An 18,145-nucleotide genomic window follows, 5' to 3' on the forward strand; every position below is an offset into this window, starting at 1 on the left:
CACATCGCCATTGCGGAGAGAGAATTCGTTACATGTAACGATCGCGTGCGCTATATTGAACGCTGTTCGCTTATCGTAGCGACGAGACTGGACATGCCAAAATCCTCCGCCGAACGCGTCGCAGAATATCGCGCGCGAATAAAGACCGAAGGCATGGTGAGCCTGACGCTAGTCGTGCCGGCAGCCGACGTCGCGCTCTTCAATCAGTTCGCCACGCAACGCCGCGAGAAACTGCGCGAAGGCAGGCACCCTGCCGAAGCGCAACGCCAGCAATGGCTCACGATGCTGGCTGCAATGACACCTGCGCTCTCGCCGGCCGACGAACCGCGCCGCAAGCGCAATTCGCTCGGCACACCCATCACGCGTGCCCAGACGCTCTTCTTGTCGCTTCTGAAGCACATCATCGAGTTGGGATGGCCTGAGGGACTGCCTCTCGGCTCAGAACAGGATCTAATGAAAATCCACGGATCAAGCCGCACCACAGTGCGCGGCGCGATTCATCTGCTCGAGCACCACTCGATCGTGAGGGTGCAGCGTGGCACCGGCGGCAGCGTAATCGTCGCGCGGCCGGACCTGAACGCGACGATGCAGGGCGTCGGCGTCTATCTGGAGTATGCGGGCATCGCGCCGCGCGATATTCTCGCGACTCGCCGCGCGCTCGAATTGGCCGTCCTGCACCTCGCCATGGAACGACTCGATCAGGAAGGCGAACAACGTCTGCGTGATCAGGTGCAGGCCGAGGCGCAACTCGACGGCAGCGCAGGGGCCGATGCGCTCCTGCGATTTCATTTCCTGCTGGCCGAATTGTGCGGCGATCCCGCTCTGCGCCTTTTCGACGGCATCGTCCTGCAACTGGCCGACGCCCATTCCACGTTTCACCAGCGCAGCCGGCCCGAGCGAGACCGGGTCGTCGCCAGAATCAAGGCATACCATCGCGAGATTGCGTGGGCAATCATCGCCCGCGACAAGGACCAGGCTCGCGGGCAGATGACCGAGTACATCGCTGGGATCAGAACGTGGCTCGAATAACGTTCACGTTTCCCCGCGAACCTCAGCGACCGCCGATCTCGATCCACCGCCCGCTACGGCCGGATTCGATCACCGCCTCCACCACCCGGTGCGCGTGCGTGGCTTCCTCGAAGCTGGGTGACGGTGCCCGTTTTTGCTCGATGGCCTGGAGCATGTCGTGAAACATCCATCCCATCGACACCATATACGAAGGCGCGTTCTCCTTCGAGAACCCAGTTCCAGGCACCTCGAAATAGCGTGCGGGCGTTTCGAGCCACTCGCCTGCCGCAGTACCGAATTCGAATGGCTCCGGCTTTCCCGCATAAAGACGCGACGAAACACCATCGCCAAACGTGGGATCGACATAGAGCAGGCGTCCTTTCGTTCCCCAAAGTTCTGCGCGAATGCCCGGACCGTCGGCCACGGCCCAACTCGTCTGGACCGTGCCTAGCGCGCCGTTTTCCATGCGCAGCACGCTACAGCCGAGATCGGCGGTGTCCGGCGTGAATACGCTGCCGTCCGGCAGGCGCCATTGCTTGAGGCCCGTTGTGTCCGAACCGGCGGCCGCCTTCACCCGCCCGAGCAGCGGCATGAGCAGCAGCACCATGTGGCTGCCGAAATTGCGCCATGCGCTGCCACCGCTTTGCGCATCGGCAAGCCACTTGTAGGGCGAGACGCCGCCGCCGGGATAGGACGCGTGGGGATAGATGAAACCATCGTGGTTGCGCAGCGGCTGAAGCAGCTGAAAATTGAATCCGAGCGGTTCGCCGAGGAACCCTTCTGCGATCAGCGCCTGCATGTGCTTCGCTGCGGGCACCCAACGAAACTGTGCATCGACGACCCCAACCAATCCTTTCTTCGCCGCGAGTTCGCTCTGCGCAACGGCATGCTCCGTATCGACCGCAAAGGGCAGCGCGTCATACACGTGTTTGCCGGCGTTGAGCGCAGCCATGACCATGTCGTAGCGATATGCAGGCCTGCTGCCGACATCGATGATGTCGAGCGTCGGATCGGCGACGAGATCGGCGACGTTCCAATACGCGCGCGGCACGCCGAATGCCTGCGCCGCCGCTTCGGCGGTCTCGCGGTGCGCGGTGCAGACCGCCGCCACCTCCACATCCCGCAGCAGCCGCCAGGCGCTGCCGTGCACTTTCAGGCTCCAGTTGGCGCCGATGATGCCGATTCTGCGTGTCACGATCGCTTCTCCATGTCTTGCTTCCGATGGGTTTATTGCACTCACGTCTGCACTCCGACATCGACGCGCAGTCGCTGCAGTTTCATGCTCTTGATAAGCCACTGGCCGTCGATCTTCTCGTAGGTCTCGACATAGTGGCCGTAGCCATGCAGCGCGCGATTCGGATACGCCGACTTCGCCCCCCAGCGCAACATGTCTTCCATTGCCCAGGTGCCGTTGGCCGTGGTGCTCGATGTGATATCGATCTCTGGGCAATGGCCGTGATGAACGCTTACGCATCCGGCAAGCGGGACACTGACCGCGCGCACGATGTTCTCCCTGCCCGCAAGAATGCATCCCGGCACATCGTCGCTGATGTCGAGTTGGCCATCAGGCGCGAACACTGCGCCGAATGCTTCCCAGTTCTTCGTATCGACACAGCGCAGATAACGCGCTTTGAGCTGCTTGATTTCCTCGATTGCAAGGAGTCGTTCGATGTCGGTCACGCAGGTTCCTCCATGGATCGACGTCTTCGGCACATTGCTTTGATACCCTTGAGAAACAATAGCACCGTCGGTACCATTATTCAATACGCGGATTCTGCCGTGTTCCCGCTCACTCACATCCCAATGAAAGGAGAAGCCGATGGAATTTCTGGATCGCAGGGGCGCGCTTGAAGGGCGCAGAGCCGTGTTGATTGGTGGTGCGGCAGGAATTGGCAAAGCGGTCGCGCTTGCGCTCGGCGAGGCCGGCGTTGACATCGCGTTTTGTGACATCGATGACGAAAGCATTGCAAGCACATCGGCGGCGCTAAGGGAGATGGGACGCCGCGTGTTCGACATGCATGCGGACGCCACACGAAGTGACCAACTCGCGCAGTTCTATAGCGAGACCGCGCGCTTCTTCGACGGTATCGATGTGCTTGTCAACGTGGTTGGCGGCACGTGCATGCAGCCATTCATGGAACGCGCGGAGCGCGATTGCGCCGACGACGTTCAGCGCAATTTCGGCTACGTAGTCGAATCGATGCGTCACGCGGTGCCGCTATTACAGCGCAGCGGGCGCGGCGGATCGATCGTGAATTTCACGACTATCGAAGCACATCGCGGTGCCGGCGATTTTGCCGTCTACGCGGGCGCGAAAGCGGCAACGACGAACTTCTCGAAAGCGATGGCATGGGAACTCGGGCCGCACGGAATACGCGTGAACCTGATCGCGCCCGATACGACGCCCAGCGCGGGCAACGCCGCAGCCATTCCCGAACCATGGCGCTCGCTCAACGCCGACGCCCCGGCCGAATGGTGGGCGAAGGCCTTTCAGATGTACATCCCGCTGCAAACGCCTCCTGCCGCGGACGACCTCGCCAATGCCGTGCTGTTCCTCGCATCCGACCTCGCGAGGTCGATCACAGGTCAGGTACTGCACGTGGACGGCGGTGCCGCAGCCGCCCTCGGCATGTTGCGCTGGCCTTACGACGAAGGCGCGACGCTCCCCGTTCCCATGGGCGGCACGTTGTGCAAACTGTTTGGTTAGCGCCGCAGCGCAAGCTCTCACTTATTTCCGTGCAGACGCACGCGGCAGTATGCCGTCCAGAAACAGCGTGAGCGCAAACTCCAGCGCGCCTCGCCGCTCGTTCTCGCGAGGCGGCTCGCCGAGGAAGCTGGCGAGACCGCCACTCGTCAGCGCGCCGAAACACGCAGCGGCCGCACGCGGCTCGGCAACAGCGATCTTTCCGTTGCGTGCCAGCGTAGCGAGATAGTCGGCGATGGGAGCCAGCGCCCTATCCTGCTGTTCTACGACGTGCCCCAGCATGTCGCCCAGTTCTTCCCTCGCCTCACTTACCGCCCGCCACATCGCGCGTATGCTCGGATCGGCGTGATAAGACTGAATGATTTCGCCGTAATCGCGCAGAACCGAGCGCGGCGAGCGGCGAGCATCGGTGGAGACCTGGGCAAGCGGATCGAGTAGCAGCGGAACGCCGCGCTCCATCGCCGCGCTCAGCAGACCGGCCTTGCTTCCATAGCGCCGGTAGATCGTGGACTTGCTCGCGCCAAACGAGGCCGCAATGCCGTCCATGGTCGCGGCTCGATAGCCCACAGCCATGAACTGCTCCAGTGTGTGATCGAGCAGTTCGTCCTGGCGCTTCGCCGCGTCGGCCTTGAATGGGCGCCCCCGCTTCGCACCTGGCAAAGCCTCGTCCTCAAGCGTGGCCTGCGGCCTTTTCACTGCGTTCATGGCGTGCCGATAGAGATTGCGTATGCATTACAGATATTGAAACCAGTACGCCTGAGATTGTAGCCCAGGGGCCACGTGTGCCGGACCTGCCAGACCCCCTGCACGCTCTATCGTCGCCATGACAACTTTCTACGTCATCAGTTTGCCCAGCCGGTCCGACGCAGCTACGGCGTCGTCGATCATCTCGTCGAAGATGGCTTCGACGTTCCTCACCGCATCGGCAAAGACCGCCGCGTGGCCGTAGTCGATCATGCCCTTGCGGGTGTCGCCAGTCACGTAGGCATCGTGTGCGAGCGCGCCCATCACGTGAGGACGGAATTGCTCGAATTCGGTCACCTGCGCGCGATCCAGCTCCAGGACCGCCTCAGCGCTCTCGTTGCGCAGCACGCGGTGGTGATCACGGATCGCAGACTTGACCACGACGCTCTCGCTGCCGTCGCCCGCCACCACCTTCGCCTTGACCTCGGGATGAATCCACAGCTCCTCGGCAACCATCATGCGCGTGCCCATGATGACGGCGTCGGCCCCCATCGCCAGCACGCCTGCAAGCTGGCGCCCCGTACCGATGCCGCCGCCAATCACGACAGGCAAGCCAACTTCCCGCGGCGCCTGCGCGGCCTGCACGATACTGCCGATCTGATAGATGCCGGGGTGGCCGCCGCATTCGTTGCCGACGACGATCACACCGTCGACGCCCATCCGCACGGCCGTATGTGCATAGCGCACAGCGGGCACCTTGTGCAAAACCTTGATGCCCGCCTCTTTGAGGATGGGCACGACCGCTTCCGGACTCGCGCCCGCCGTTTCCACGCAAGCGACTTTCTCTTCGATCAGAATGCGGATCTGTTGCTTGACGCGCTCCACGCCACCCGCTTGCCGTGATATGTAGAGATTGACGCCGAAGTTCTTCGCACCGCTGAGTTCACGGCAGGTCCGCAACTCGTTGCGAAATTCGTCGGCATCGGGAAAGCCGGCGCCGACGATGAACCCCATGCCGCCTGCGTTGACGACGGCGGCGACGTATCGAGCGTCGGACACGCGTGGCCCGAGACCGCCGCAAAGAATGGGGTGGCGAATGCCGAGCAGATCGGTGATTCGCGTCTTGAACATCTGTGGGCGCACGATGCGGTTTCCTCGCGCAAATCAGCGAAACGAAATCGTGTGGCCACCGTCCACCGCGATCGTCTGGCCATTGATATAGCCACCCGAGGGCGACGCCAGAAGCACGGCGAGCCCGGCAATCTCCTCGACTTCGCCGAAGCGTTGCGACGGATTGCGGCCACGGTACCATTCGACCATCGCCTCGTCTTCCCACTGCGATCGCGCCATCTCGGTCTTGAATGTGCCCGGCGCAATGCAGTTGGCAGTGACCCCCTTCGCTGCGAATTCCATCGCGAGGTTTCGCACCAGTTGCATGTCGGCGGCCTTGGTGAGCCCGTAGGTTCCCGTCACGGCGTCGCCGAACAGACCGACCACCGATGCCACCGAAATGAAGCGGCCATAGCCGCGCTCGATCATGCCCGGCATGGTCATCTGCGCGAGCCAGATATTGCTCTGCACGTTGACTTGCATGAACTTGTTGAACGTTTCGTCCGGCAGATCGAGGGCAGATCCAATCCAGGGATGAATTGCTGCATTGGCCATCACGATATCGACTCTGCCCCACTTGCCGTTCGCTGCCTCCACGAGATTTTGCAGCTCGGCCTTGCGCCCGATGTTGCAGGCAAACGGCATGGCCACCCGGCTGCCGATCTTTTCGTTGATGGCTTGCGCGGCGGTTTCGCACGCGTCGGCGTTACGGCCGGAAATGACGACCTTTGCACCGTGCTCTGCCATGCCGAGCGCGCTGGCGTACCCAATGCCGCGGCTCGATCCGGTGACAATGGCGACCTTATCGGTCAGGTCGAAAAGCGAAGAGCCCATGCGTACTCCACATAAGAATGGGGTGCCGATGAAGGAGAATCACCGTGCCAATTAGCCCTGTTTGCGTTTCTGCTGAGCGATGAACGCCGAGGCAATCTCGTGATGCTCATCGCTGAGCGTTGCCGCAAGCTGCCGCGCAAGCGTCGTGTCGAGCATCAGCGCCGCGCTGCGATGGAGGTGGAGATTCATCAGCTTCTTGGTTTCGCGCAGCGCGTGACGCGGTTGCTTGAGCAGCTTTTCGGCAAGCGCCAACGCTTCGTCCATCAGCTTGCCCGGCTCCACGACGCGGTTGGCGAGTCCGTATTCAACCGCCTGCTGCGCAGTGATGCGATCGCCCGTAAAGATCAGTTCCTTCGCCCGCAGCAGGCTCGTGTAGAGCGGCCACGCTACGGAAATACCATCGCCCACGACTAGACCGATGTTGATATGCGGTTCGGCCAGAAACGATTTCTCGGACATCAGAACGATGTCGCACAACGTGGCCATCGTCGCGCCCCACCCCACCGCAGGGCCGTTGACCGCTGCGATAATCGGAATCGGTACGTCGATGAAACCGTGTATGGTCTGGCGTGCGTTCTCTTGAACCCGCCGGGCGAACTCGGGGTCGTCGAGCGTCTTGACGAAATGGTTCATGTCTCCGCCTGCGCTGAATGCCCGCCCCGCACCCGTGAGAATGGCCACGCGCGCCTCGGGATCGTCAGCGAGCGCCGCGAATAGCTTTGGATAGCTAAACAACATCTCCGTAGTCGACGCGTTCAGATCGTCGGGCCGGTTGAGCGTGATGATGCGCAGGCCGCCATCTGCCGTGACTTGAATATCGTCTGGAAGGCCGTATAGATTTGTCATGTTTGGCGCCGTGGGGCCAGAGTTGCTGGATGAGCCGGCGCTACCGCGCCCGGGTTACGCGCCTTGTTCGGCGAATCGATTATTTCTGCACTTGCCACGCCATGCTGCCGCGTTGCTTTCGTTCCGCTAGCGCGGCCTTCTCGATGCGCAAGGCATCCTGGAGTGTTGCCAGCGCGCCCTGATCGATCACCTGCTTGACGGTTGCGACGAGGTCGGGACGACGGCTCGCAATCGTCTTCGCAACCGCCTTTGCCCGCTCCATCAACTGATCGTGACCCACCACCTCGTTCACAAGACCAATGCGCAACGCGGTTGCCGCGTCGATCGGCTCGCTCGTCAGGCTGATCTGCTTGGCCCACCTCGGGCCCACGATATAGGGCAGCCGCGCTGTCATGCCGCCGCCCGCCAGCGCGCCGATTTTGGTATGCGTGTCGGCAAAGCGCGCTCGCTCGGACGCAAGGATGAAATCGCATCCCATTGCAAGCTCGAACCCGCCGGTAACGGCGGCGCCGTTCACCGCCGCGATCACCGGCTTGGTGATGTGCGGCCACATGTCGATCATTTCTGCGACTCGCGCGCGCGGCGCATCAGGCGCGGAGAAGTCATTGAGGTCGAGCCCCGAGCAAAAGGCCGGATCGGCGCCCGTCACAATCAGCACGCGCAGGCTTTCGTCGGCTTCGAAGCGGCGCAGTGCTTCGACCAGCGCTTCGGTCAACGCAAGGTTCAGCGCATTGCGCGCCTCGGGCCGGTTCAGTGTAAGCGTGAGAACGGCGTCCTCACGCGTCGTGCCGAGCAGATCGGTTCTTGTTGCGTCCATGGCAGTGCCTCGATAAGGTTCAAGCCGTCGCCGCCAATGCCTCGTGTTGAATCTGGCACGCGTAGCGATTCAGGTGATAGTCCATGTTGCCGAACAACGCGTCGAGCACGAGATGGCGGCGATAGTGATGACCTACCTTGTATTCGTTCGTGATGCCATAACCGCCGTGCAACTGAATGCCTTGCTGCGTGACGAACTTCGCACTGCGCGTGGTCTGCGCCTTGCAGCCTGAGATCTCCAAGCTTCGCTTCGTGCTGTCCTCGCTGAGCGCAAGCAATGCACGGTGCAGTGTTGCGCGCGCCTGCATGGCATCGATCGCCATGTCGGCCATACGGTGTTGCAGCGCCTGGAAGCTGCCAATTGGAACGCCGAACTGCTTGCGTGTTTTCAGGTAGTCCGAAGCGAGTTCAATGGCGTCTTCCATATCGCCCACCAGTTCCGCGCAAATCGCAACGATGGCTTCGTCAACTGCGGCCTGTAGTCCTTCGTAAGCGCGCCCTGGCTCGCCGACGACATCGGCATCTGCCACGATCACGCCATCGAGCAGCAGATCGGCCGACGGCGTGCCGTCGAGCAGTGCGCACGTCTTGAGCGTCACGCCCGCCTGCTTCGGATCGACGAGAAAAATACCGATGCCGTCCTTGTCATCGGCCGCACCCGCGGTGCGAGCGACGACAAGCAGCCGGTCGGCAACGGGTGCACCTACCACGAGCGTTTTGTAGCCGTCCAGGCGCCAGGCGCCGTCTGCCGTCTTCTGCGCCGTGGCCGTGACGTAGTGCACCTGGCCTCGCGCCTCGCGCTCGCTGTGCGCGACCGCATAAACGGCTTCGCCGGAGACGATTTCCCCGAGCATGGTTTCGCGCTGTCCTTCGCGCCCACAGCGCGTGACGAGCGAGGCCGGAAACACGCCACACATCGCGTAGGGTTCGAGCACCAGTGCGCGCCCGATCTGCTCGGCCACGATGGCGCTCTCCACCGGCGAGAAACCGAGCCCGCCCATTTCCTGCGGCACCGCGATGCCAAGCCAGCCCATTTCTGCGAGCACGCGCCATGTCTCACGCGAGAAACCGCCGCGTTGCGAAGCCAGATTGCTGCGATGTTCGAACGTATAGCTCTTTTGCACGAAGCGCTGCGCGCTTTCCTGCAGCATCCGCTGTTCGTCGCTCAACTCGAAGTCCATGCTGCACCCTCTATCTACCGGCAATTGATGCGATCACCCGTAACGGGGATCGACGGCTGTTCCTGGATCGACGCAGGCGTCACAGATCGAACATCGCCTTCGCGATGATGTTGCGCTGGATTTCGGCCGTGCCGCCGTAGATCGTGCACGCGCGCCGGTAGAAAACCTCGGCGGCGAGGCCCGGCGCGTATTCGGGCCCGATAAACGACGCGTCGCGCAGTGCATGTTCCTCGTTCGGATCGGGGTAGAACACGGCGCCGTAGTCGCCAATCACCTCCAGCAACATCTCCGTGAGCTTCTGGTGAAGTTCCGAGCCTCGCACCTTGAGCATGGACCCGATTGCCATGCCGCCGCTACGCTCGTCGATCCCTTGATGCAGAATCTTCTGCACCGCCATATCGATCGCCCGAACCTCCAGTTCATGCTGCACGAGACGCGCGGCAAACGTGGGGTCCTGGATCAATGGCCTGCCCGCCGCGCGCTCGCGCGACGCGTAGTGCCGGATCTTGCGCAGATAACGCTTGAGCGCCGGTGCTTCGGCGCCGAGGAACGCACGTTCGTTAAAGAGCAGAAACTTCGTATATCCCCAGCCTTTATTCACTTCGCCGATCAGGTTCTCGGCGGGCACGCGCACGTTGTCGTAAAACACTTCGGCCAGGTGATGACAACCGTCGAGCGACCCGATTGGCCGCACTGTGACACCCGGCGTCGCCATGTCGAGCAGCAGGAATGAAATGCCCTTCTGCGGCTTCGCTTCGCTGTCCGTTCGTACCAGCACGAAGTTCCATTGGCCATAGGCGCCAAAGCTCGTCCAGATCTTTTGTCCGTTGACGATGTAGTGGTCTCCATCGCGAACCGCCGTCGTGCGCAGCGACGCGAGATCGGAGCCCGAACCCGGCTCCGAAAAGCCCTGCACCCAGAACACTTCGCCGCGCTGAATCGGTGGAAGAAAGCGGCGCTTCTGCTCTTCGTTTCCGAATTCGCAAATCACGGGTCCGACGAGCGACACACCCGCCTGATTCTGCGTTGGGGCGCCCGCCAGATAGCACTCTTCCTCGAAGATGTAGCGCTGCATCGCGGTCCAGCCCGTGCCGCCATCGGCGACGGGCCAATGCGGCACCGACCATCCGCGTGTTTCATGCAGAATGCGGGTCCAGCGCTGCGAATCGTCGTCGCCTGCGAGGAAGCCCTGCTGGCCGCGAAACGCCATATCCGCCGGCAGGTGCGCTTTGAGAAAAGCCCGCACTTCTTCGCGGAACGCAATGTCGGCGGGGTCTACGCGAAAGTCCATATTCTTTAGCTTCCAGCGTTTTCGATACGTTGAACAGGATCTGCTTCGGCAGCGCCGGCATTGCCGACCAGCGTGCGCGGCGTGGGCGGCATGCGATAAAGCTCCTCCACGACGCCGCGACGCCGCTCGAGCACGTTGCGCTGGCTAATCGCGCTCTTCGCGCTCAATTCACCGCTGTCGAGCGTGGGCTGCTCGCTTTCGAGCACAATGCGCGCGATACGGGCAGAACTGCCGCCGGGTCGCGCAGCGAGTTTGTCGATGCCCTTCTGGAAGAACGCCAGCACACCACGGCTGTTGACGATCTGATCGACGCTCGGCGTGAGCTCTTGAAGGTCGTCGCACAGCGCACGGCACGCTTCGATGTCGGGGAACACGAGTGCCGTCAGGTAATCGCGGTCGTGCCCCGCAATGACAATGTCGCGCGCATACGGGCCGAAAATGTTCAACGCATGCAGACGCAACTCGGCGACGTTGACCCACGTGCCGGTGGACAGTTTGAAATTTTCCGCAATGCGGCCATCGAAGCGCAGGCCGAGCTCGATACGCTGCGGGTCGATGAACGTTGCGGCGTCACCGGAGCGGAAATAGCCCTCCTCGTCGAACGAGGCGGCGGTGCGCTCGGGATCTTTCCAGTACCCGGGCGTGACACAGTCGCCAAGGAAGCGGATTTCCAGCTTTGCGCCAACCGGCGCCACCTTCACTTTGACGCCGGGCACGGGCAATCCCGCGATCGCCTCGCGCCGCGGATCCCAGGCTGCCGACATCGGCGTGGGGCCCGCTTCCGTGCCACCGATGCCCGACATGATGAGCACGCGCTGGCCTATCGTGCGTACGGCGAGTTCGTCGAGTTCGGCCCAGATGTACTCCGGCAGACTTGCGCCGCCGTAGTAGATCAGCGCGAGCTTGCTGAAGAATTTCTCGCGCAATGCCTTGTCGGCCTGAAGATGCGGAATGAGCGAGGCCAACCCTTGGGGCGTATTGAGGTAGACCACCGGCGCGATTTCACGCAACGCCTGCACAGTCGGGCCGATTTCCTCCGGCGTTGGCTTGCCGGGGTCCAGGTAGTACGTGCCCCCGCCGTACAGCACCATGCCGAAGTTATGCGTGCCGCCGAAGGTGTGATGCCACGGCAGCCAGTCAACGAGATCCGGCGGCCCGTCCTGAAGAAACGCGAACACCTGCGCGACCTGCTGGCGATTGCTGCACAACATGCGCTGCGGATAGATCACCCCCTTCGGTGCGCCCGTCGTACCCGAAGTGAACATGATCTTGCCCACCGTGTCCGGGCCCACTGCGTTGAACGCCTTTTCGACATCGGCGGTAACCGGCGTCTTCAGCCACTCCGCGACACGCGAACCGGCCCGGCCCTCCGGCAACGGGCCGACGACGACGCACTCCACGTCACCGAATACCTCGCGCAATGCGCGGCCATACTGCGCGCCGTCGTCCGCGAACACGAGCCCAGGTGTGCACACGGCCGCCAGTTGCTTGAGCTTCGAAAAGTCCTGCGATAAAAGCGAGTACGCGGGCGTGACCGGAATATAGGGAATGCCGACGTGCAATGCGGCAAGCGCAAAGAGCGCATGCTCGAAGCTTCGATCCGAAAGAATCATCAACGGACGCGACTGGGACAAACCGCGATCGAGCAGCGCCTGCCCCAGCGCACGCGCACCGTCGAACGCCTGCTTATAGGTGAGGGACTCCCACGACTTGCCGTCCGGCGTGCGGCGCGCGAGCAGCGCGCGCTCGGGCGTAACACTCGCCCAGTGTTCGAGCCGCTCCGTCAAGCGGACGGGATACGGTTCGAGCGGTTCCTTCAGTGCGTACACCACGCTGCCATCGGGTCTGCGCTCGACAATCGCTTCCATGCTGCCAAGGCGAATCGGGCGAAACGGTACATCCATGAGGGCATCGTGCGAAGCCGTACCTGCATCCATCTGAATCGTCCTGTTGTTATCTGGCAGGCCATGTCCTGAGAGCGTTCGCATCATCTTCCAGCAGACGCAATTCTTGCAGCTCCATAGCAACCAATAATTGAACGTTGATCATCATGTTGAACCAGCATAACGCGAAATCGAACGGACGTCTATCCGGTTGTCACCCGCAAGGAAACTCAGATGCGCAACTCGCATCTGACGCGAATACGCGTCGAAATGCGCGGCTCGATCGCATCCTTGCGCACTGCACAATAACGTGGACATAAAACAAGAAATGCGCTAATTTATGAATGTCATTCATATTGTCAAACTAGACGCGCAGGTCGTAGCCGAGCGCCGGATCAAGGAGCCATCATGTCGGATGAGGTTGTCGTCACCGCTGCCGTTCGCACGGCGATTGGAGATTTTGGTGGTGCCCTGGCGAGCGTTCCGCCTACGCAACTTGGCGCGACGGTCGTTCGCGCGCTGCTCGACCGCACGAATCTGCCGGGCGACGATGTCGGCCACGTGGTGTTCGGCAATGTGATCCATACGGAGCCTCGCGACATGTACCTCGCGCGCGTGGCGGCGCTCGAGGGCGGCGTGAGTGCGGACGCCCCGGCGCTGACACTCAACAGGCTGTGCGGCTCCGGCCTCCAGGCCATCATTTCCGCCGCCCAGGCCATCGCGCTCGGCGAGACCGAAATCGCCATCGGCGCAGGCGCGGAAAGCATGTCGCGCGCAGCGTACGTTGCCACTAGCGCGCGTTGGGGCTCACGCATGGGCGACATCCGCCTGATCGACATGATGGCCGGCGCGTTGACGGACCCGTTCAGCGCTTGCCATATGGGCGTGACGGCGGAGAACGTCGCGAAGAAGTACGGCGTTTCGCGCGACGACCAGGACCAGCTCGCCGTCGAGTCGCACCGGCGCGCCGCACGAGCCATACATGATGGCCACTTCCGCGAGCAAATCGTGCCTGTAGCACTCCGCACGAAAAAGGGCGACAGCGTGTTCGATACGGATGAGCATGTGCGGCCCGGCACGACCGCCGCGGATCTCGCCAAGTTGCGTCCCGCATTCCAGAAGGACGGGACCGTGACGCCCGGCAACGCGTCCGGCCTCAACGACGGCGCTGCGGCAGTCCTGCTGATGGCGCGCCGCACGGCCGAGCAACGCGGCCTTCGTCCACTCGCGCGGCTCGTGTCCTGGGCTCACGCAGGCGTCGATCCTCAATACATGGGCATTGGCCCGGTGCCTGCAACACGCAAGGCATTGCAACGCGCGGGCTTGACCGTGGCGGATCTCGACGTGATCGAAGCGAACGAAGCATTCGCCGCGCAGGCTTGCGCCGTCGCGAAGGAGCTGGAATTCGACAGCGCCCGGGTCAATCCAAACGGCTCGGGCATCTCGCTCGGCCATCCGATCGGCGCGACCGGCGCCGTCATTGCGGTGAAAGCGATTCACGAGCTGCACCGTTGCGGCGGCCGCTATGCGCTCGTCACGATGTGCATCGGCGGCGGCCAGGGCATCGCAGCAGTCTTCGAACGCATTTAGCGCTACACGCAAGCGGCTATTCATTGAATCAGAGGGAGTGACGTGGTACGCCCCGAACAGTTGCTCCACGCGCAGCGCCAACCCGTTTCACCGCGCCCGGCGGCAACGATGCTGTTGCTGCGCGACGCTCAATACAAAGGTGCGCCGGCCATTGAAGTGCTGATGACGCGGCGCTCGGCGCAAGCGAGCTTCGCACCGGGCGCCTTTGTCTTCCCTGGTGGCGCGATCGATCCGTCCGATGCACGCATCGCCGCGTGCGCGTCACGACGCGGCACGCAAGACGAAGCGCAGGCAGTTCAGGCTGTGGCCGCCATACGCGAGACATTCGAGGAGCTAGGCGTGTTGCTCGCGCGGCGAAGCGATGGCGCGTTCGTCGACGACAGCGATATGGCGACGCTCGACCGAAGCGCGGCGATCGGGGAACATTGCGCGCAGCGAAGCCTCACGCTCGCCGCCGACTGCATTTATCCGCTTGCGCATTGGATCACCGACCGCGACCTGCCTCGGCGCTTCGACGTGCAGTTTTTCGTGGCGCGCATGCCTGCCGGACAAACCGCTGTCGCGGATGGCGCCGAGCAATTCGAACCGGTGTGGGTCAATCCCTCCGACGCCCTCGCGCGCCACGCTGCGGGCGACTTCGCCATGATCTTCCCAACCGTGCGCACGCTCGAACGCCTTCGTTCGTTCGACTCGGTCGAAGCGTTGCTTGCGGCATGCGCCGGTGAAAAACCGCTGTGGAGCAGTTGTCCGCGCGGTGGCCTGAAAGCCGGCAACGTCGTGCGTTGCATGGAAGGCGACGCGCCGTACGGGGAGCTTCGCCTCGTGTGCCCTGATGGCCAGGTACTTCACGCGCTCGACTGGCGATCAACCGAGGCCGTCCCGCTGCTGAAAAACGTGATACGGCTGACCGTCGCGAACGGCGGCATGATGACGGGACCCGGCACGAATAGCTATATCGTCGGCACAGCGGCAACCGGCTTCATCGTGATCGATCCGGGGCCTGACGATCGGGCGCACCTCCAGCGCATTCTCGCCGCAACGGGTGGCGACATCCGTATGATCGTCTGCACGCACTCGCACGCGGACCACGCGCCCGGCGCGCGGCCACTGCAAGCCATGTGCGCGAACAAGCCAGCGATCCTCGGCCTGCCGTCCGGGTCCTTTGCGAGGGCGAGCAGCCATTTCGTACCGGACCGCGAACTGCGCGACGGTGAATGGCTCGCGCTTGCCTGTGACGGCGAGACACATCGATTGCTTGTCGTTCCGACACCGGGGCACGCGAGCAACCACGTGTGCCTCGTCCTCGTCGAGGACGGATTGCTGTTCAGCGGAGACCACATCCTCAATGGAAGCACGACCATCATCGATCCGCCCGACGGCAACATGACTGCGTACCTCGCGTCGCTGGACCGGCTGGACGCGATCTGCGCCGAACATGAGATCGACTTCATTCTGCCTGCACACGGCTACGTGCTCGACCGCGCGCGTGAGCAGATCGCGCGCCTCAAGGCGCACCGCATGGCGCGGGAAGCAAAGATCGCGCAGGCAGTGAAGACACTGCCGAACGGCTCGATCGATGACTGGCTACGCCATGCTTACGAGGACGTACCGGCAAAGCTCTGGCCAGCCGCGGCCCGCTCGCTGCTTGCTCATCTCGAACGGTTAGACGAACAAGCCCCGCGTTGCTGAATGCAAACTGCCTGCGCGCGCCCGTTTTCAATCCGGGCACGGGCAGACGATTCGAAAGGCGCCTTAGCGCACGCTCAGTTATCTTCTGCAAATGCGGCCAGCCGGCCGTGAATGAGTGCGCGCGCCTCAGCAACCATCCGGCTCACGAGTTCCGCGCAGGTGGGAATATCCTCGATCAGCCCGATCGCGAGACCGGCAGGGAACGTCCCATCTTCCGTATCCCCCGTTTCGTACATACGCTTTCCGCGCTCGCCACTCACGAGTGGTTTGAGATCCGCGAACGTCGCGCCTTCCTTGTATTCGAGTTCCAGCACCTTCTCCGCAACTGAATTTCTGAAAATGCGCGAGGTGTTCTTCAGCGTGCGGAAAATCAGCGCCGTGTTGCGCTCGTCGTTCTCGACCAGCCTGCGCTTGACGTTCTCATGAATCGGCGCTTCCTGCGTGGCCATGAATCGCGTGCCCATGTTGATGCCGTCCGCACCGAGCGCGAGTGCGGCGACCATGCCGCGCGCGTCGGCAATACCGCCCGATGCCAGCATCGGAATACGCAGCTTCGCGGCGGCCGCCGGCAACAGAATGAGGTTGGGCACGTCGTCTTCGCCTGGGTGGCCGGCACATTCGAAGCCGTCCACGCTCACGGCGTCACACCCCAATGCCTCTGCTTTCAGCGCGTGCCGCACGGAGGTGCATTTGTGGATGACCTTGATTCCCGCAGCCTTGAACGCCGGCAGGTGCGGCTCGGGATTACGCCCCGCCGTCTCGACCACCTTCACGCCGTTCTCCACGATCGCTTGCACGTACTCATCGTACGGAACCGGTTTGATCGTCGGCAGAATCGTCAGGTTCACCGCGAACGGCTGGTCCGTCATCGATCGAACGCGGCCAATCTCGTTGCTCAGCGCCTCCGGCGTGGGTTGCGTGAGCGCGGTGATGGTGCCGAGCGCACCGGCGTTCGAGACGGCAGCGGCCAGTTCCGCGCGGCCCACCCACATCATGCCGCCTTGAACGATGGGATATCGAATCCCAAGCAACTCTGTAATGCGCGTTTTCATGTACTGATCCTGTGATGTAAGTGCAACCTGCTTCTGCAGCGCGCGGCACGTCGAGCGAGGTACAAGCGTTTGTATTTACGAACGTCGTGCAATTATATACACTTTATTCACGTTGCCGATACGGGTGCGCAGCACACGCGCACGCGCGTCGGATTGCACGAGGCATGAATGATCAGGAGAGTTGATGAACACGCGAGACAAAGAAATTGGCACTGAGGTAGCATCGGTTCGCCCGACGCGAGATCAGGCGGAAGAAGCCGTGCGAACGCTTATCCGATGGGCGGGCGACGACCCCCAAAGAGAAGGTCTCACTCAAACACCCGCACGCGTCGCGCGCGCGTATCGCGAGTTCTTCTGCGGATACGAATCCGATCCGATGCAGATTCTTGCTACGACGTTCTCCGAAGTGGATGGCTACGACGAGATGGTGGTGCTAAAAGACATCCGCTTCGAAAGCTATTGCGAGCACCATATGGTGCCCATTATCGGGCGCGCACACGTTGCTTACCTGCCCGAGCATCGTGTGGTCGGCATCTCCAAGCTTGCTCGCCTCGTCGACGTGTATGCCAAGCGTCTGCAGATTCAGGAGAAGATGACCGTTCAGATCGCCGATGCGTTGAACACGGTGCTACAGCCCAAGGGAGTTGCCGTGATCCTCGAAGCCGCGCATCAGTGCATGAGCACGCGCGGCGTGCATAAACCCGGCGCTTCGCTGGTGACGAGCCGGATGCTGGGTGCGTTTCGCGACGATCCCTCAACGCGCCGTGAGTTTCTGTCGATCGTAGGCCACAGCACGATCATGCCGCTGCCCAATAGCTAAAAAGCCAACGTCGGCTCCACGCCGACGTTGGCTTGCATGAGATGCTGGTTATTCGTGACGAGCTTCGCGCGACGCTTACGCAAGCCCCTAAACCTCGCTGGGCTGACGTGTCGTGAGAGGCCGCTCGTAAGAGACGTCTTCGCGATTTCGTGAACTCACGCCATTGCTCATCAAGATTTCGCGCCAGGCAGCTGGCACTTCGGCCGGCGTGAGCTCGTTGATCGCCTCCGAGATACAGACGCGGGCGGCAATCGCCCACACGCCATTGCGCTTTTCGAAGCGGTCGATATAGCGCCCCACCGCAAGCGTGTCCGGCTTGACGCGATTCTCGCCGAAGAAAAGCCAGTACGTTTCCCCGTGCGCTTCGTTGCCCTTCAGCTCGACACTGTGATTGAAGACCATGTGGTGGTGCGAGAGCTGATGCTCGGCATGGTACGCAAAGGCCCAATCTACGAATTCCTTTGCATTACCAACGAATGCGCCGTGGTCATCGATCCCATCCGGATGGTACGCCGACAGCGTCAACTCACGGTCCATGCGGTCGACCCCGCGGCAATAGCGGTGCACGCATTCGAGTATGGCCTGTTTGTCCAACAGCGCTTCCACGCGTGCGCTCAGCACTTCGTTCATGGTTTCT

The 18,145-nt window shown here is 62.3% G+C and carries 17 protein-coding genes; 5 read left to right on the forward strand and 12 right to left on the reverse strand.

All coding sequences use genetic code 11. The features are described from left to right. The first annotated feature begins 93 nt into the window (after nucleotides 1-93). Nucleotides 94-1,029 carry a FadR/GntR family transcriptional regulator gene (locus tag ACOJB8_RS16220; RefSeq protein ID WP_475013356.1) on the forward strand — a complete coding sequence of 312 codons (936 nt, stop codon included), beginning with the start codon at nucleotides 94-96 and terminating at the stop codon, nucleotides 1,027-1,029. Nucleotides 1,030-1,051: 22 nt separating this feature from the next. Here ACOJB8_RS16220 and ACOJB8_RS16225 read toward each other — a convergent pair whose 3' ends face one another. Together ACOJB8_RS16225 and ACOJB8_RS16230 are read right to left on the reverse strand one after the other, a co-directional pair. Then, nucleotides 1,052-2,203, reverse strand: a complete 1,152-nt coding sequence (locus ACOJB8_RS16225; RefSeq protein WP_342947355.1) for a Gfo/Idh/MocA family protein — start codon at nucleotides 2,201-2,203, stop codon at nucleotides 1,052-1,054. 41 nt (nucleotides 2,204-2,244) lie between these two features. Further along, the gene (locus ACOJB8_RS16230; RefSeq protein WP_475013357.1) at nucleotides 2,245-2,772 is read right to left on the reverse strand and encodes a nuclear transport factor 2 family protein; all 528 of its coding nucleotides are present in this window, start codon (nucleotides 2,770-2,772) and stop codon (nucleotides 2,245-2,247) included. Between the two features lie 55 nt (nucleotides 2,773-2,827). Between ACOJB8_RS16230 and ACOJB8_RS16235 the strand changes: the two genes are divergently transcribed. Continuing rightward, the gene (locus ACOJB8_RS16235; protein ID WP_475013358.1) at nucleotides 2,828-3,715 is read left to right on the forward strand and encodes an SDR family NAD(P)-dependent oxidoreductase; all 888 of its coding nucleotides are present in this window, start codon (nucleotides 2,828-2,830) and stop codon (nucleotides 3,713-3,715) included. A 21-nt stretch (nucleotides 3,716-3,736) separates the two neighbouring features. On the opposite strand, the gene ACOJB8_RS16240 is transcribed toward ACOJB8_RS16235, so the two are convergent. The 8 genes from ACOJB8_RS16240 to ACOJB8_RS16275 all read right to left on the reverse strand — a co-directional run bounded on the left by ACOJB8_RS16240 (nucleotide 3,737) and on the right by ACOJB8_RS16275 (nucleotide 12,411). Then, nucleotides 3,737-4,417 (reverse strand): TetR/AcrR family transcriptional regulator, encoded by a 681-nt coding sequence (locus tag ACOJB8_RS16240; protein ID WP_083245401.1) that lies wholly within the window; start codon nucleotides 4,415-4,417, stop codon nucleotides 3,737-3,739. A 129-nt stretch (nucleotides 4,418-4,546) separates the two neighbouring features. Then, on the reverse strand, nucleotides 4,547-5,527 hold the full coding sequence (locus ACOJB8_RS16245) for an NAD(P)H-dependent flavin oxidoreductase (RefSeq protein ID WP_368602271.1): 981 nt from the start codon (nucleotides 5,525-5,527) through the stop codon (nucleotides 4,547-4,549). A 33-nt stretch (nucleotides 5,528-5,560) separates the two neighbouring features. Further along, on the reverse strand, nucleotides 5,561-6,340 hold the full coding sequence (locus ACOJB8_RS16250; RefSeq protein WP_475013359.1) for an SDR family NAD(P)-dependent oxidoreductase: 780 nt from the start codon (nucleotides 6,338-6,340) through the stop codon (nucleotides 5,561-5,563). A gap of 51 nt (nucleotides 6,341-6,391) precedes the next feature. Then, a complete protein-coding gene (locus tag ACOJB8_RS16255) occupies nucleotides 6,392-7,186 on the reverse strand; it encodes an enoyl-CoA hydratase/isomerase family protein (RefSeq protein WP_475013360.1) in 795 nt (264 codons plus the stop codon). 79 nt (nucleotides 7,187-7,265) lie between these two features. Then, the gene (locus ACOJB8_RS16260; RefSeq protein WP_368617187.1) at nucleotides 7,266-8,003 is read right to left on the reverse strand and encodes an enoyl-CoA hydratase; all 738 of its coding nucleotides are present in this window, start codon (nucleotides 8,001-8,003) and stop codon (nucleotides 7,266-7,268) included. A gap of 19 nt (nucleotides 8,004-8,022) precedes the next feature. Then, nucleotides 8,023-9,183: an acyl-CoA dehydrogenase family protein gene (locus ACOJB8_RS16265; RefSeq protein ID WP_475013361.1), complete on the reverse strand. Its 1,161-nt coding sequence runs from the start codon at nucleotides 9,181-9,183 to the stop codon at nucleotides 8,023-8,025. 79 nt (nucleotides 9,184-9,262) lie between these two features. Then, complete coding sequence (locus ACOJB8_RS16270) at nucleotides 9,263-10,474, reverse strand: acyl-CoA dehydrogenase family protein (protein WP_475013362.1); 1,212 nt, start codon at nucleotides 10,472-10,474, stop codon at nucleotides 9,263-9,265. A gap of 5 nt (nucleotides 10,475-10,479) precedes the next feature. Further along, nucleotides 10,480-12,411 carry an AMP-binding protein gene (locus tag ACOJB8_RS16275; RefSeq protein ID WP_475013363.1) on the reverse strand — a complete coding sequence of 644 codons (1,932 nt, stop codon included), beginning with the start codon at nucleotides 12,409-12,411 and terminating at the stop codon, nucleotides 10,480-10,482. 354 nt (nucleotides 12,412-12,765) lie between these two features. Between ACOJB8_RS16275 and bktB the strand changes: the two genes are divergently transcribed. Together bktB and ACOJB8_RS16285 are read left to right on the forward strand one after the other, a co-directional pair. Then, entirely contained in the window at nucleotides 12,766-13,947 is a 1,182-nt protein-coding gene (gene bktB / locus ACOJB8_RS16280) for a beta-ketothiolase BktB (protein WP_475013364.1), read from the forward strand. Nucleotides 13,948-13,989: 42 nt separating this feature from the next. Then, nucleotides 13,990-15,636 (forward strand): MBL fold metallo-hydrolase, encoded by a 1,647-nt coding sequence (locus tag ACOJB8_RS16285; protein WP_475013365.1) that lies wholly within the window; start codon nucleotides 13,990-13,992, stop codon nucleotides 15,634-15,636. Nucleotides 15,637-15,710: 74 nt separating this feature from the next. Here the strand turns inward: ACOJB8_RS16285 and ACOJB8_RS16290 are convergent, their stop codons facing one another. Then, nucleotides 15,711-16,727 carry an NAD(P)H-dependent flavin oxidoreductase gene (locus tag ACOJB8_RS16290; protein ID WP_475013424.1) on the reverse strand — a complete coding sequence of 339 codons (1,017 nt, stop codon included), beginning with the start codon at nucleotides 16,725-16,727 and terminating at the stop codon, nucleotides 15,711-15,713. 145 nt (nucleotides 16,728-16,872) lie between these two features. On the opposite strand from ACOJB8_RS16290, the gene folE reads away from it, so the two are divergent. Then, a complete protein-coding gene (gene folE, locus ACOJB8_RS16295) occupies nucleotides 16,873-17,508 on the forward strand; it encodes a GTP cyclohydrolase I FolE (protein WP_368617182.1) in 636 nt (211 codons plus the stop codon). 87 nt (nucleotides 17,509-17,595) lie between these two features. Here folE and ACOJB8_RS16300 read toward each other — a convergent pair whose 3' ends face one another. Next, entirely contained in the window at nucleotides 17,596-18,138 is a 543-nt protein-coding gene (locus ACOJB8_RS16300; RefSeq protein WP_475013366.1) for a nuclear transport factor 2 family protein, read from the reverse strand. Nucleotides 18,139-18,145: the final 7 nt, after the last annotated feature.

The sequence above is a fragment of the Paraburkholderia sp. BR10141 genome, from assembly GCF_056155635.1.